Genomic DNA, 14,610 nt, shown 5'->3' with positions numbered 1-14,610 from the left:
GGCCGGATGCATCTTGATGTCGTTGACCTGAGGAATTTCTACTATCGCACCGGCCTTGGCCGCGCGGCGCAAAGGGCGATCCGTGATCAAATCACGTCGCTTTGGCCCGAGGCAAAGGGCCAGACGGTTGCGGGCTACGGTTTTGCCGTTCCATTGCTGCGCCCCTATCTGGAGGACGCGCGCAGGGTTGTCGGCCTGATGCCCGGACCGCAGGGGGTTATGCCGTGGCCTGCGGGGATGTTGAATGTCTCTGTCTTGTGCGAGGAAACGCTGTGGCCGCTTGACACGGGCAGTGTCGACCGGCTTGTCGTGATGCACGGGCTGGAAACCAGCGACAATCCCACAGCTTTGCTGGAGGAATGCTGGCGCGTGTTGGGCCCGGGGGGGCGGGCCTTGTTCGTTGTCCCCAACCGTGCAGGCCTTTGGTCACGCCGGGATGCGACGCCTTTCGGGTTTGGCCGGCCCTATAGCCTTGGTCAGCTGGAGGCCCAGCTGAAGCTGAACCGCTTTGTTCCCGAACGGCATGTCGCCGCCCTGTTCCAGCCGCCATCGCACCGGCGGTTCTGGTTGCGGACCGGACCGATGTGGGAAAAGGCCGGGCGCCGGATTTCCAATTACTACGCCGGGGGGGTGCTGATGGTAGAGGCATCAAAGCAGATCTATGCGCCGACGCGTCCGGGATTGCCCGCCGCCGTGCGCCGGCCGTTGCGTGTCCTGGAAGGGATCGGCATTGCAGAGCCGGCCCTGACCGGCCGGTCACAGCCCGGCTGATCGCGGGGCCGGGCGCACGGGCGGGCGGGTGGCGGATTCGGGTAAAAAAACATGATTGCGCTAAATGTCGGGGCCTATAGGATGCGCAATAGGTCGCACCTGGACGCGCGGGCCTTATTTTGTTGATCCGGGCAATGCCGATTTCGTGAGGTAGGCGGTTGCGGGGTGAGGTGTCCTCTGCTATCACCGCGCCGATTTCAGTGCATATCGTGACGGTATGCGCCCAGAACTGCCCTAGCTTGCCGCACGGCAAAAAAACTAGGGCTCTATGACTTCGGAAGGGTGGACGTGTCAGAACCAGCTTCGATCTCAACCGGCATTGCTGCGCGTTACGCCATAGCCGTTTTTGAACTTTCAAAAGATGCCAAGGGCCTGAAAGGGCTCGAGGCCGACGTTGACGCGATTGACGTGGCACTGAATGACAGTGCCGATTTCCGCGACCTGATTTCGTCGCCGATGTATTCGCGTGACGACCAGACCAAAGCGCTGGCCGCATTGTCTGCAAAAATGAAACTTTCCACATCGGTGGCCAATACTTTGGCCCTGATGGCGCAAAAACGTCGTCTGTTCGTGCTGCCGCAGCTGATTTCCAGCTTGCGCGCGCTGATCGCCGAGGAAAAAGGCGAAGTGACGGCTGATGTCACCGCGGCCAAGGCGCTGACCAAGGCGCAATCGGACAAGCTTGCCAAAACGCTGACCGCGTCTATTGGCAAGGATGTGAAAATTAATCTGGCCGTTGATGAATCCCTCATCGGCGGTCTTATTGTTAAGGTGGGCTCGAAGATGATCGACACGTCGATCCGTTCCAAGCTCTCCAACCTTCAGAACGCAATGAAAGAGGTCGGATAAATGGCGATCCAAGCTGCTGAAATTTCTGCTATCTTGAAAGAGCAGATCAAGAACTTTGGCCAAGACGCTGAAGTTGCCGAGGTTGGCCGTGTGCTTTCCGTTGGTGACGGTATTGCGCGGGTCCACGGTCTCGACAACGTCCAGGCGGGCGAAATGGTCGAGTTCCCGGGCGGTATCCGCGGAATGGCGCTGAACCTCGAAACCGACAACGTCGGTTGCGTTATTTTCGGCTCCGACCGCGACATCAAAGAGGGTGACGTTGTCAAACGCACCAAGTCCATCGTGGACGTTCCTGCCGGCAACGCCCTTCTGGGGCGCGTTGTGGACGGTCTGGGCAACCCGATCGACGGCAAAGGCCCGATCAAGGCAACAGAGCGCCGCGTTGCGGACTCGAAGGCGCCGGGCATTATCCCGCGTAAATCGGTGCACGAACCAATGGCAACCGGCCTGAAATCGGTTGACGCCATGATCCCCGTTGGCCGTGGCCAGCGCGAGCTGATCATCGGTGACCGTCAGACCGGTAAGACCGCGATCGCGCTCGACACCATTCTGAACCAGAAGTCCTATAACGAGGCGGCTGGCGACGACGAGAGCAAGAAACTGTACTGCATCTATGTGGCTATCGGTCAAAAGCGTTCGACCGTTGCCCAGCTGGTGAAGAAACTGGAAGAGACCGGCGCGATCGCATACACGATCGTTGTTGCTGCGACCGCATCCGATCCTGCGCCTATGCAGTTCCTTGCACCCTATTCCGCCACCGCTATGGCTGAGTTCTTCCGTGACAACGGCCGCCACGCTTTGATCGTTTACGATGATCTGTCCAAGCAGGCTGTGTCCTATCGCCAGATGTCCCTGCTTCTGCGTCGCCCACCAGGACGTGAAGCCTACCCCGGCGACGTGTTCTACCTCCACTCGCGCCTGCTCGAGCGGTCGTCGAAGCTGAATGAAGACAACGGCTCCGGCTCGTTGACCGCTTTGCCGATCATCGAAACCCAGGGTGGCGACGTGTCCGCGTTTATTCCGACCAACGTGATCTCGATCACTGATGGTCAGATCTTTCTGGAAACCGAACTGTTCTATCAGGGCATCCGTCCTGCTGTGAACACCGGTCTGTCCGTTTCCCGCGTGGGCTCGTCTGCCCAGACCAACGCGATGAAATCGGTTGCCGGTCCGGTGAAGCTGGAATTGGCGCAGTATCGCGAAATGGCGGCCTTTGCCCAGTTCGGTTCCGACCTTGATGCCTCGACCCAGAAACTTCTGAACCGTGGCGCCCGTCTGACCGAGTTGATGAAGCAGCCACAGTATTCGCCGCTGAGCAACGCCGAGATCGTTTGCGTGATCTATGCAGGCACAAAAGGCTACCTCGACAAGATTTCCGTCAAGGATGTCAGCCGTTTCGAAGCAGGCCTGTTGAACCACCTGCGCAAGAAACACGCGGACCTGCTGGACTTCATCACCAAGGAAGACCCCAAAATCAAGGGCGACGCCGAGGATAAGATCAGAGCGGCTCTTGACGCATTCGCTGCTGACTTTGCTTGATCGTGGCCAGGGAAGGATTGGATAGATGCCAAGCCTGAAGGATCTTAAGAACCGGATCGTCAGCGTGAAATCCACGCGGAAGATCACGAAGGCCATGCAGATGGTTGCCGCGGCGAAACTTCGCCGCGCGCAGGACAGTGCCGAGGCGGCGCGCCCCTATGCGCTGCGGATGAATGCCGTGATGTCGGGTCTTGCTGCCTCTGTTGGTGGGTCGGACTCGGCGCCGAAGTTGTTGTCGGGCACCGGCAGCAACAAGGTGCACCTGCTTGTCGTCATGACGTCAGAGCGCGGCCTGTGCGGCGGTTTCAACTCGTCGATCGTAAAAATGGCCCGTCTTCATATCGCAAAATTGCGTGCCGAAGGCAAAACGGTGAAAATTATCACCGTGGGCAAAAAAGGCCGGGAACAGCTTCGCCGTGAAAACGGTGATGCGATGATTGGCCATGTCGATCTGACCGAAGTGAAGCGTGTCGGCTATGTGAACGCGCAAGCGATCGCAAAAGATGTGCTGACCCGCTTCAATGCAGGCGAGTTCGACGTTGCTACGCTGTTCTACAGCCGGTTCGTGAACGTGGTCAGTCAGATCCCGACAACGCTGCAGGTTATTCCTGCGTCGTTCGAGGAAACGGCCGAGGAAAGCACGCTTTACGACTATGAACCCAGCGAAGAGGGGATCCTTGCAGACCTCCTGCCACGCGGTGTTGCCACGCAGGTTTTTGCGGCGCTTCTCGAAAATGCGGCCTCTGAGCAGGGCGCACGGATGAGTGCGATGGACAACGCCACGCGGAACGCCGGAGAGATGATCGACAAACTGACGATCCAGTACAACCGGACCCGTCAGGCGGTTATCACCAGCGAGCTGATTGAAATTATTTCGGGTGCGGAAGCACTCTGACGAAGCGGAGAAACGACATGGCAAAAGCAATGGCAGTCGGCAAAGTCACGCAGGTGATTGGCGCCGTCATCGACGTTCAGTTCGGGGATGAACTTCCCCAGATTCTGAACGCCCTGATTACGGATAACAACGGCCAGAAACTGGTTCTGGAAGTGGCGCAGCACCTTGGTGAGAACACCGTGCGGACGATCGCTATGGGCGCGACCGAAGGTCTGGTTCGCGGCGCGAAAGTGACCGACACAGGCGCGCCGATCTCGATGCCCGTTGGCAATGCGACCCTGGGACGGATCCTGAACGTCATCGGCGAACCCGTTGACGAAAAAGGCCCTGTGAACGCAACGGAAACCCGCCCGATCCACCGCGACGCACCAGCGTTCGACGAACAGGCGACAAGCTCCGAGATTCTGGTCACCGGCATCAAGGTCATCGACCTGCTGGCACCCTATTCCAAGGGTGGTAAGATCGGTTTGTTCGGCGGTGCCGGCGTGGGCAAGACGGTTCTCATCATGGAACTGATCAACAACATCGCCAAAGTGCACTCTGGCTTTTCGGTATTCGCCGGTGTGGGCGAGCGGACGCGCGAAGGCAACGACCTGTACCACGAGATGATCGAATCGGGTGTTATCGTTCCCGACGATCTGGAAAAATCCAAGGTGGCGCTGGTCTACGGCCAGATGAACGAGCCGCCAGGTGCACGTATGCGCGTCGCGCTGTCCGGTCTGACATTGGCAGAGCAGTTCCGCGACCAGTCCGGCACCGACGTTCTGTTCTTCGTGGACAACATCTTCCGCTTCACGCAGGCCGGTTCCGAAGTGTCCGCTCTTTTGGGCCGTATTCCGTCCGCTGTGGGCTACCAGCCAACGCTGGCGACCGACATGGGCGCCCTGCAGGAACGTATTACTTCGACCAAAGCCGGTGCGATCACCTCGGTGCAGGCCATCTACGTGCCCGCCGACGATTTGACCGACCCTGCGCCTGCGACATCCTTCGCCCACCTCGACGCAACCACGGTTCTGTCGCGCGCCATCTCGGAACTGGGTATCTACCCCGCCGTTGACCCGCTCGACTCTACCAGCCGTATTCTCGACCCGACCGTTGTCGGCGAAGAGCATTACCAGGTTGCCCGCGACGTTCAGGGTGTTCTTCAGCGCTACAAGTCGCTGCAGGACATCATCGCCATCCTTGGCATGGACGAACTCAGCGAAGAAGACAAACTGTCCGTGGCACGTGCGCGTAAGATCCAGCGCTTCCTGTCGCAGCCGTTTGACGTGGCAAAGGTCTTTACCGGCGCAGACGGCAAGCAGGTTCCGCTGGAAGAGACGATCAAATCGTTCAAGGCCGTTGTGGCCGGTGAATACGATCACCTTCCCGAGGCAGCCTTCTACATGGTTGGCGGTATCGACGAAGTGATCGCAAAAGCCGAACGCATGGCTGCTGACGCAGCATAAGGGAGCCGATAATGGCCGATATGATGCAATTCGATCTGGTATCACCCGAGCGCAGCCTTGCGTCGTTTCAGGTGTCGGAGGTTCAAATCCCCGGCGCCGATGGCGATCTTACGGCGATGCCGGGCCATGCGCCCACAATCACGACCCTGCGCCCCGGCCTGTTGAAGGTCGTTGCAGGTAGCGAGACGCATGAATACCTTGTGACCGGCGGTTTCGCCGAAATCACGGCGGCGGGTGTGTCCGTGCTGGCAGAGATGTCGCTGCCACGGGCCGAAGTCACCCGAGGTCACGTCGACAAGCTGATCGAGGACGCCCAGGAGGCGCATAAATCAGCCGGCGAAGAGACCGTGGATGCCGCTGCCAAGCTGCTTGCGGACATGGTTGCGATTGGCGATCACATCGGTCTTTCCTGATCGGTTTCGTCACAACGTTTTTGAAAGGCCCTGCATGTTGCGGGGCCTTTTGTTTTTTATGTTTCCATTTGCGCAAGTATTGCCTGATAGATGATATCCGGAAGGATTTTATATGCGGCGAATAAACAGACATCTGACCGGGATCGACAACGGCTCGATTATCCTGTTTTCCGACTATCAGCACGATGGTGTCATGTGGACCGGCAAGGGGCCACGTGAGCTTCGCAAGATTATAGAATTCGACAACCCGTTCGCGTCCACTCCGACGGTTACGGTCAGTATTTCAATGTGGGATTTCGACAAGGAATCCAACCAACGCGCTGATATATCGGCGGAAACGGTAAACCCCGACGGTTTTGTCATCGTGTTCCGGACCTGGGGCGACACCCGAATTGCCCGCATTCGCGCGGATTGGCTTGCCATCGGCGAGGTCATGGGTGACGAGGATTGGGACGTCGTCTAGCGCCCCAATCCCGGCATTTTTGGCTTAGTCGCGGGCGTACATGCCTTCGTAGATCGGCACTAGCGTTTCATGGTCGAACAGCGACGAAACCGATGTGCCGTTCCAGATGTTCAGGATCGCCTGTGCGAACATGGGCGCTGTCGGAACGATCCGGATGTTATGCGCATTCTTCACCGCATCGGTTGGCTCTATCGAATCAGTGATGACCAAAGACTTCATCACAGAATTCGTGATGCGGTCGACGGCGGGGCCTGACAGAACGCCGTGGGTGATGTAGGAATGAACCTCGCTTGCCCCGCTTTCCATCAGAACTTCGGCGGCCTTGCACAGGGTTCCGGCCGTGTCGCAGATGTCATCCACGATGATGCATTTCTTTCCGGTCACGTCGCCGATGACGGTCATTTCAGCGATCTCGCCGGCTTTTTCGCGACGTTTGTCCACGATGGAAAGGGGGCAACCGATCCGCTTGGCAAGTTCCCGCGCGCGGGCCACCCCCCCGACATCAGGAGAGACGACCATCACATCGTCCAGCTGTCCCTTGAACATTGCCTGAATATCCAGCGCAAAGACCGGTGCGGCGTAAAGGTTGTCGACGGGAATATCGAAGAAACCCTGGATCTGAGCGGCATGCAGATCCATCGTCAAAACCCGTTCGATCCCGGATTCGACCAGCATATTCGCCACCAATTTGGCAGAAATCGGCGTCCGCGCCTTAGACCGGCGGTCTTGGCGGGCATAGCCGAAATACGGGATCACTGCGGTGATGCGCGCTGCGGACGACCGGCGAAGCGCGTCCGCGATGATCAACAGTTCCATCAGGTTATCGTTCGCCGGGTTCGATGTCGGCTGGATGATGAACATATCCTCGCCGCGGACGTTCTCATAGACTTCGACAAAGATTTCCTGATCGTTGAACCGCTCGACGCGGGCGTCAACCAATCCCACATTCATGCCGCGGTGCATCGACATGCGGCGCGCAACCGCAGTTGCAAGCGGTCGGTTGGCGTTGCCGGAAATCAGTTTCGGTTCATTCATGACAGGCATGTAGCAGGTCCCCAAGATGGCAGTCTGTGACAACAGTGTGAAGGTTGACACCGCTTACCACCCGACTACGGTCGCGGCAAACCTTGAGGCACCAAAGGGGAATAAAATGGCCCATATTGACTACTTTTTTGCGACAGTTTCACCTTTCACCTATCTGGCCGGTCGCAGGCTGGAGGAGATTGCGTCGAAACACGGCGCAACCGTCACCTATAAACCGCTTGATGTCGTCGCCTTGTTCGGGCGCACGGGGGGGACCGCGCCGAAAGACCGCCACGAATCGCGCCAGACATACCGGCTTCAGGAACTGCGCAGACTGTCGGCAAAGACCGGCCTGCCGCTGAATGTCAAACCGGCGTTCTGGCCCACCAACCCCGCGCCCAGTTCATATGCGATCATCGCCGCGCAATCGGCTGGCGGCGGCAATTTGTCAAAACTGGTACATTCCATGACCAAAGCATGCTGGGCCGAAGAAAAAGACATCGCCCGCGACGATGTTATCCGCGAGATGCTGGCAGATGCCGGGTTTGATCCGGCTTTGGCAGACAAGGGGCTGCTGCAGGGGGCCGACACGTATGCGCGCAATCTGGAAGAGGCTGTTATGCGCGGTGCATTCGGGGCACCCTTCTACATCACCGACACGGATGAGCGGTTCTGGGGGCAGGACCGCCTCGAGGATCTGGATCTGCATTTGTCTGGCAAGCTGTAGATCTGCGCGGGGCAAGCCCGGAACGGGCGGTCCCACCGCAAGACCCACGTCTATTCATAGAACAAAGAAATCAGGGACGGATCAGGCCGATAAATGTATCGATGTCCTGATCTGTCGTCGACCAGGAACAGACCAGACGGGCCGATACAGGGGCGTCTTCTGGCCCGTCCAGTGACTGGTTGGACGGCCAGAAAAAATACTCGGCACCGCCAGCATGGGCGCGCCTATGGCCGCCGCGTGGCCAAGAGGCAAAAACCGCGTTCGCCTCTGTCGGGTGCAAGAGGGTTGCGCCCTTTATGGTCAGCATCGCGTTTGAAAGGCGGGCTGCGGCGGCATTGGATTGTCTGGCCAGCTGCAGCCACAGATCGTCCTGAAGATAAGCCTGCATCTGCGCCGATAGATAGCGGTGCTTGGAAACCAGATGCCCGCCTCGCTTGCGGCGAAGTTCGAATTCCCATGCCTTTTCCGGGTTGAAGATCACGACCGCCTCGACCCCGATCAATCCGTTCTTCGTGCCGCCAAAGGACAGGACGTCTATGCCGGCCTTCCACGTCATTTCGGCGGGGGTGCAGCCAGCGGCCACCAGTGCATTTGTGAACCGTGCACCATCCATGTGGCAGGGTAGCCCGGCGCCCTTGGCGATGCTGGTCAGGTCTGCAATCTGGGCAGGCGAATAGACCGTGCCGCATTCGGTCGAGTTGGTGACGCTAAGCATGCCCCTTTGGACATTGTGCACCCCCGCGCGACCGGCAAAGCCGATGGCCTGTCGCAATCCGTCGGGCGAGATGCGGCCGTGCTCTCCGTCGATCAGGACCAGTTTCGCGCCGCCGGTATAGAACTCTGGCGCGCCGCATTCGTCCTCTTCGACGTGGGCATTCCTGTGGCAAAAGACGCTGGCCCAGGGCGGGCAACAGATGGCCAGAGACAGGGCGTTTGCGGCTGTACCGGTGGCCACCAGATAGACGGCTGCATCGGGGGCCTCGAATATCTCGCGGATGCGGGTGCGGACGCCGTCCATGATGGGATCGGTGCCATAGGAGGAGACATAGCCTTCGTTGGCTCTGGTCAGCGCTTCCAGCACCTGCGGCGGCACAGGCGAGGTGTTGTCAGATGCGAAAAAAATCAGATGTCCCCTTCTATCACGTAGTCTTCCCATTCCTCGAGCGGCACCTCGAATTCCGGCACGGTCCAGCCGCGCACGGACATGCCCGCCTCATGCACCGATTCAGCCGTGCCCGAAATCAGCGGGTGCCATGGCGCCAACTTTTGACCCTCTTGCAGCAGTCGATAGGCGCAAGTGGAAGGCATCCAATACCCGATTTCGCCGATGTTTTTCGGGGTCAGAACCACGCATTCCGGCACGAATTTCTTGCGGATGTCATACTGGGCACAGCGGCATGTGCTGTCGTCCAGCAGGCGGCAGGCGATGCGGGTGAATACAACGTCCTGTGTGTCCTCGTCTTCCAGCTTGTTCAGGCAGCATTTGCCGCAGCCGTCACACAGCGCTTCCCATTCGGGCGCGGTCATGTCGTGCAGCTTGATGTTTTCCCAGAACTGCGGACGCAGGCCTGTGCGGTCTATCGGGTCTTTCATCGGGGCAGCCTAACGGTAAAAAAGCGAAAGGAAAGGGCGGTCAGAGACCATTCAGTATTTCACGTGCACGCATGCAGTCGGCATCCATCTGCACGATCAGCGCATCAAGGCTGTCGAACTTCAGCTCCGGTCGAAGGTAGTCCACCAGAGCGACGGACAGATGCGCGCCATAAAGATCACCCTTGAAGTCGAACAGGAAGGTTTCCAGGTTCGGCAGGTTTTCCCCGAACATCGGGCGGACCCCGATCGAAGCGGCACCTTTATAGGTGCCCTTGTGCGGGCCAGTCAGAACATCGACCGTGACAGCGTAGACGCCGAATTTCGGCGGGTGCAGACCGGCAATCGACATATTCGCGGTTGGATAGCCAAGGTCGCGACCGCGTTGATCGCCGCGGATCACTTCGCCTTCCATGCGGTGCCAATGGCCAAGCATCCTTGCGGCATCGGCGGGGCGCCCGTCGGTCAGGGCCTGACGGATCGAGGTCGAGGACACCTCGCCTTCGTCCAGCGCCACAAGGTCGGCGATGGTTACGCCAAATCCCATGGTTTCGCCAAAGGATTTCAGGTCGGTCGCGGTGCCTGTGCGCCCGCGGCCAAAGCAAAAGTCAGAGCCGACGACGACATGTTTCAGCCCAAGTCCGTCCGCGATGACGGTGCGTGCGAATGCGTCTGCGGATAGACCCGCCAACCCCTTGTTAAAGGCCAGTTCATACAGACGCTCGACTCCCAGCTTGGCAAGGCGGTTGGCTTTTGCCTCGGCGTTCATCAGGCGAAAGGCGGGGGCGTCGGGGGTAAAAAACTGCCTCGGGTGCGGCTCGAACGTCAGGATGCCAAGAGGACAGCCGATGCGCTGTGCCTGCGCCCGCGCAATGTCGATCACGGCGCGATGGCCCAGATGGACGCCATCGAAATTGCCGATTGCGGCGCTGGCGCCCCGGTCTTGATCGCTGACAAACTGAAAGTCTCGAATGATCCGCATAGGGCGAATTACCGCCCCTGCGCCGCCTCTGCAAGCCTCAGTCGAATTTACGGCTCGGGGCAAGGACCACCGCCTCGCCTTTCAGGACGATTTTACCGCCGACGGCACAGTGGCAATCCATCGTGACACGACGCTTGGCGTAGTCGATTGCGGTCACTTTGACCTCGGCAAAAACCATGTCGCCGGGGCGCACGGGGGCCATGAATTTCAGCGTCTGGCCAAGGTAAACCGTGCCGTGGCCCGGCAATTGTTCCCCGATCACCGCCGAAATCAGGCCAGCGGTCAGCATGCCGTGGGCGATACGCCCTTCAAAGATCGTATCGCGGGCATAATCGTCATCCAGATGCACCGGATTATGATCGGTCGATATTTCTGCGAACATCTGGATATCGCGGTCGGTCACCTGCTTGCGCAGGTTGCGGCTCATGCCGATTTCGATGTCTTCGATGCAAATCGTTCCACGGGGCATGTTATCGAGCATCCGCTGTTCCTGACATGGCAAGGTAATTAATTGACCAATTTTGTCGTATCTTGGTAATATAATTACTTTGCAAGTGCAGCAATTGCAAGCGTTTCTTAGGTCAACGCAGTTGCCCTATTGCAAAGCTCGGAGACATCATTTCCTTTTTAAGGTAATCACTTAGCGCATCCGGGTCGGGTTGGTGCGACGTTTTTGTCTGCTCTGCCGCAAGCCCGCCGCTGATGAACAGGGAATCAATGTCCTCGCCCATCGCGCCTTTAATATCGGTCTGGATACCGTCGCCGATCGCAAGGATGCCGATGTTTGGCACATCCACGCCAAGGGCAGCCAGCCGGCGGCGGGCAAGGTCGTAGATCGGCGGAAAGGGTTTGCCGAAATACAGGCTTTCGCCGCCCATTTCCGTGTAAAGTTGCGCCAAAGCGCCTGCGCACCATTCGCGCGTTTCGCCGCGATCCACCACGATATCAGGGTTGGCGCAAAGCAGTTTCAGCCCCTTTGCCTTGGCATATAGAAAGTCGGCGCGATAGACTGAAGGATCGGCCATAGGATCGAAGGGGCCCGCGCAAACGATGCCTTCGGCCTCGGCCAGTGGAACCTGCTGGATATCGATGGCATCCTCGACGATCTTCAGGGGGGTAAAGAACGCCAGATCCCGATCCTCGCCGATGAAATAGACCTTTTGCCCAACGATTCCGCGAAACATGGCGGCCCGTGCGCTGTCACCCGATGTTGCGATCGTGTCCCAGCAGTCATCGGGCACGCCCATGCCCTTGATCTGATGTGCGACGCTGTCACGGGGGCGGGGCGAGTTGGTGACAAGCACAACCTTGCCGCCGCCGGCCTTGTAGGTATGCAGGGCGGCAACGGCCTCTGGCAGGGCGGAAATGCCGTTGTGGACGCAGCCCCAAAGGTCGACGAACAGCGCGTCGTAACGGTCGGAGATCTCGGAGAGGGAGGTGATGATCTGGGTCATTGGGGCCTCGAAAATGGCAGTGTGAAATCCATGCACAACCTATGCACATACCGTATGTATCGTATGTGACGTAAAAAAGGGGCGCCGAAGCGCCCCTTTCCCCGAATTATTTCAAACGATCACATCGCAAGAACGGGGATGATCTGCTTTTTGCGGCTCATCACGCCGGGCAGCACAACAAGATCGCCGGTGACCGTCGCGCCAAAGCTTTTCTCGGCGATCCGCTTGACCAGATCATTGGGCACCAACAGGGTGGCCTCCTCGTTCAGGATGTCCACGACGAACAGCAGAACCTGATCGGCGCCGTCCTCCTTTGCGACCGTTTCCATGGATTTCATCAGGCTGTCCTTGCGGTCCAGCACGATCTTGGGCGCAGTGGTTTCCAGAACCGACACGCGGAACCGGGTGCCTGCGATTTCGTATTCCTTGCTGTCCATCCGAAGCAATTCCGCGTCGGAAAAGGCCGAGACGTCGGATTTCGCCTCAAACAGCTCTGCCGCAAGATCGGGAATGGAAACGCCCAGGTCTGCCGCCAGTTTCTCTGCCACGGCGCGATCATGCGGCGTGGTGGTCGGGCTGCGGAATTCCAGAGTGTCGGACAGGATGCAGGACAACATCGCGCCGCGAATGCCCTCGGGCATTTTCGCCGCGTCGTCGCCCATCAGGTCGTGCATGATGGTGGCGGTGCAGGCCAACGGGCGGATGGTGATGTCGATCGGACCCCTGGTTTTCAACCCGCCGGCCAACATATGATGGTCGATGATCTGAATGACATTGGCATCGTTGATCGATGCGGGCAGTTCGGCGGGATTGTTGGTGTCGACCACAACGCAGGTATCGTCGGCGGTCACATCCGCGATGATTTCCGGCTTGTCGAGGGTCCAGCGTTTTAGCACAAAGGCGGCCTCGGTGTTCGGTTCGCCCAGCAATTTGGCGGCGGCAGGGGTGCCTTTGACTTCGGTCAAATACCAGGCCCAGATAATCGGGCTGCCGGTGCTGTCTGTGTCGGGGGCCTTGTGGCCAAAAACTTTGATCATGTCACTGTCCATTGGATACGCTGTTTCGCATCCTTATAGGCAGGCTCGCAGCCGTTGTCACGATGCCCCGCATGAGACCATTTGACATCGCTGCGGCGCCTTCGGAAATTCGAGTATTTGGACCGAGAAGACCCTGCATGTTCTTCTCGGTCCAAATACTCATCTTTTCTTGGTCAAGGATTTAGCTGACATCCATAGGTCGGCGCGCTAAGACAGCCCTATGACCAAGACGCGCGAGACAGACCTTTACCCACCGATCAAGGCGCATTTGCAGGCGCAGGGATACGAGGTGAAATCCGAAGTGGGGGCTGCGGATGTTGTGGCCATACGCGGCGACGAAGCCCCTGTCATCATCGAACTGAAAGTCGGGTTTTCTCTGTCTCTGGTGCATCAGGGCATCGCGCGGCAAAGCGTGACCGACGCGGTCTATCTGGCTGTTCCGCGCGGTACGGGGCGGGTTTTTTTGAGGGCGATAAAGGACAACGCGGCGTTGTGCCGCCGTTTGGGGTTGGGGTTGATCACGGTGCGGCCGGGGGATGGTCTGGTCGAGGTGCATCTTGACCCGGCGCCGTTCGTTCCGCGCAAATCGGCGGTCAGAAAGACCCGGTTGCTGCGTGAGTTCGCCCGACGCGAGGGCGATCCGAATACCGGCGGATCGACGCGGGCGGGGTTGGTGACGGCCTATCGTCAGGATGCGGTGCGTTGTGCTGCGGTTTTGCGCGATCTGGGCCCGGCCAAGGGTGCGGTGGTTGCCAGCGCCGCAGGGGTCAAGGCCGCGACGCGGATGATGGCCGAGGATCATTACGGCTGGTTCGAAAGAATCGCCAAGGGGATCTATGCTTTGACTCCGAAGGGCGAGGCAGGGCTGTTGCGGTATGGCGCGCCCGCAGATTGGTGTGCAGGTAGTCCCACAGATCGGCCCGCAGATCCACCCCCGGACGCGGTTCGGTAAAATTCCGCGCATTCTGTGTTTTTATCTGCTGGGCTGCCGTTGACAGGCGGGGGCGGCTTCCTTACCTACGGGTCGTTATCACTCGCATCGTATGAGTGCTAACGACACACAAACTTTAGAACCAAGGGAGCGTTCTGACATGGCATTCACACCGTTGCACGACCGTGTACTGGTCCGTCGTATTGAAGGCGACGAGAAGACCAAGGGCGGTCTGATCATTCCAGACAGCGCAAAAGAAAAGCCGGCTGAAGGCGAAATCATCGCTTGCGGCGAAGGCACACGCAAAGATTCCGGCGAGCTGATCGCAATGGCCGTCAAGGCCGGCGACCGTGTTCTGTTCGGCAAATGGTCCGGCACCGAAGTCACCGTTGAAGGTGAAGAGCTGCTGATCATGAAAGAAAGCGACATCCTCGGCATCATCGCCTGAGATCGCTTGTCTTGAAATCAATCAATTTAAGGAGCTACAC

General features: G+C 58.7%; 17 protein-coding genes. 10 read left to right on the top strand and 7 right to left on the bottom strand.

The window, feature by feature from the left end:
- Window positions 1-6: 6 nt before the first annotated feature.
- The 7 genes from ACEN2R_RS00685 (at window position 7) to ACEN2R_RS00655 (ending at window position 6,378) form a co-directional block, all read left to right on the top strand.
- Complete coding sequence (locus tag ACEN2R_RS00685) at window positions 7-771, top strand: class I SAM-dependent methyltransferase (RefSeq protein ID WP_442038183.1); 765 nt, start codon at window positions 7-9, stop codon at window positions 769-771.
- 288 nt (window positions 772-1,059) lie between these two features.
- Window positions 1,060-1,620 carry a F0F1 ATP synthase subunit delta gene (locus ACEN2R_RS00680; RefSeq protein WP_442038181.1) on the top strand — a complete coding sequence of 187 codons (561 nt, stop codon included), beginning with the start codon at window positions 1,060-1,062 and terminating at the stop codon, window positions 1,618-1,620.
- Window positions 1,621-3,159 carry a F0F1 ATP synthase subunit alpha gene (gene atpA / locus ACEN2R_RS00675; protein WP_442038179.1) on the top strand — a complete coding sequence of 513 codons (1,539 nt, stop codon included), beginning with the start codon at window positions 1,621-1,623 and terminating at the stop codon, window positions 3,157-3,159. It abuts the gene before it with no gap.
- A gap of 25 nt (window positions 3,160-3,184) precedes the next feature.
- Window positions 3,185-4,054: a F0F1 ATP synthase subunit gamma gene (locus ACEN2R_RS00670; RefSeq protein WP_442038177.1), complete on the top strand. Its 870-nt coding sequence runs from the start codon at window positions 3,185-3,187 to the stop codon at window positions 4,052-4,054.
- 17 nt (window positions 4,055-4,071) lie between these two features.
- Window positions 4,072-5,502, top strand: a complete 1,431-nt coding sequence (gene atpD / locus ACEN2R_RS00665; RefSeq protein ID WP_442038175.1) for a F0F1 ATP synthase subunit beta — start codon at window positions 4,072-4,074, stop codon at window positions 5,500-5,502.
- 11 nt (window positions 5,503-5,513) lie between these two features.
- The gene (locus ACEN2R_RS00660) at window positions 5,514-5,915 is read left to right on the top strand and encodes a F0F1 ATP synthase subunit epsilon (protein ID WP_442038174.1); all 402 of its coding nucleotides are present in this window, start codon (window positions 5,514-5,516) and stop codon (window positions 5,913-5,915) included.
- A 112-nt stretch (window positions 5,916-6,027) separates the two neighbouring features.
- The gene (locus ACEN2R_RS00655) at window positions 6,028-6,378 is read left to right on the top strand and encodes an H-type lectin domain-containing protein (RefSeq protein ID WP_442038172.1); all 351 of its coding nucleotides are present in this window, start codon (window positions 6,028-6,030) and stop codon (window positions 6,376-6,378) included.
- Between the two features lie 24 nt (window positions 6,379-6,402).
- On the opposite strand, the gene ACEN2R_RS00650 is transcribed toward ACEN2R_RS00655, so the two are convergent.
- Complete coding sequence (locus ACEN2R_RS00650; RefSeq protein WP_442038170.1) at window positions 6,403-7,422, bottom strand: ribose-phosphate pyrophosphokinase; 1,020 nt, start codon at window positions 7,420-7,422, stop codon at window positions 6,403-6,405.
- Window positions 7,423-7,528: 106 nt separating this feature from the next.
- Between ACEN2R_RS00650 and ACEN2R_RS00645 the strand changes: the two genes are divergently transcribed.
- Complete coding sequence (locus ACEN2R_RS00645) at window positions 7,529-8,128, top strand: 2-hydroxychromene-2-carboxylate isomerase (RefSeq protein WP_442038168.1); 600 nt, start codon at window positions 7,529-7,531, stop codon at window positions 8,126-8,128.
- Between the two features lie 70 nt (window positions 8,129-8,198).
- Here the strand turns inward: ACEN2R_RS00645 and ACEN2R_RS00640 are convergent, their stop codons facing one another.
- The 6 genes from ACEN2R_RS00640 to ACEN2R_RS00615 all read right to left on the bottom strand — a co-directional run bounded on the left by ACEN2R_RS00640 (window position 8,199) and on the right by ACEN2R_RS00615 (window position 13,191).
- Complete coding sequence (locus tag ACEN2R_RS00640; RefSeq protein WP_442039453.1) at window positions 8,199-9,251, bottom strand: threonine aldolase family protein; 1,053 nt, start codon at window positions 9,249-9,251, stop codon at window positions 8,199-8,201.
- On the bottom strand, window positions 9,251-9,721 hold the full coding sequence (locus tag ACEN2R_RS00635; RefSeq protein WP_442038166.1) for a YcgN family cysteine cluster protein: 471 nt from the start codon (window positions 9,719-9,721) through the stop codon (window positions 9,251-9,253). Before ACEN2R_RS00635 ends, ACEN2R_RS00640 begins: the two co-directional genes overlap by 1 nt.
- A 40-nt stretch (window positions 9,722-9,761) precedes the next feature.
- A complete protein-coding gene (locus ACEN2R_RS00630) occupies window positions 9,762-10,700 on the bottom strand; it encodes a bifunctional riboflavin kinase/FAD synthetase (RefSeq protein ID WP_442038164.1) in 939 nt (312 codons plus the stop codon).
- A gap of 37 nt (window positions 10,701-10,737) precedes the next feature.
- A complete protein-coding gene (locus tag ACEN2R_RS00625) occupies window positions 10,738-11,181 on the bottom strand; it encodes a MaoC family dehydratase (RefSeq protein ID WP_442038162.1) in 444 nt (147 codons plus the stop codon).
- 100 nt (window positions 11,182-11,281) lie between these two features.
- Window positions 11,282-12,154 carry a TIGR01459 family HAD-type hydrolase gene (locus ACEN2R_RS00620; protein WP_442038160.1) on the bottom strand — a complete coding sequence of 291 codons (873 nt, stop codon included), beginning with the start codon at window positions 12,152-12,154 and terminating at the stop codon, window positions 11,282-11,284.
- Between the two features lie 119 nt (window positions 12,155-12,273).
- On the bottom strand, window positions 12,274-13,191 hold the full coding sequence (locus tag ACEN2R_RS00615) for a manganese-dependent inorganic pyrophosphatase (protein WP_442038158.1): 918 nt from the start codon (window positions 13,189-13,191) through the stop codon (window positions 12,274-12,276).
- A gap of 220 nt (window positions 13,192-13,411) precedes the next feature.
- Between ACEN2R_RS00615 and ACEN2R_RS00610 the strand changes: the two genes are divergently transcribed.
- Together ACEN2R_RS00610 and ACEN2R_RS00605 are read left to right on the top strand one after the other, a co-directional pair.
- A complete protein-coding gene (locus ACEN2R_RS00610; RefSeq protein WP_442038157.1) occupies window positions 13,412-14,143 on the top strand; it encodes a DUF2161 domain-containing phosphodiesterase in 732 nt (243 codons plus the stop codon).
- Window positions 14,144-14,282: 139 nt separating this feature from the next.
- Window positions 14,283-14,570 (top strand): co-chaperone GroES, encoded by a 288-nt coding sequence (locus tag ACEN2R_RS00605; protein WP_442038155.1) that lies wholly within the window; start codon window positions 14,283-14,285, stop codon window positions 14,568-14,570.
- The last annotated feature ends 40 nt before the right edge of the window (window positions 14,571-14,610 follow it).

This window comes from Pseudogemmobacter sp. W21_MBD1_M6 (assembly GCF_052119585.1).
GTDB lineage: Bacteria > Pseudomonadota > Alphaproteobacteria > Rhodobacterales > Rhodobacteraceae > JBGQOJ01.
This window is presented reverse-complemented; position numbering and strand designations above follow the sequence as displayed.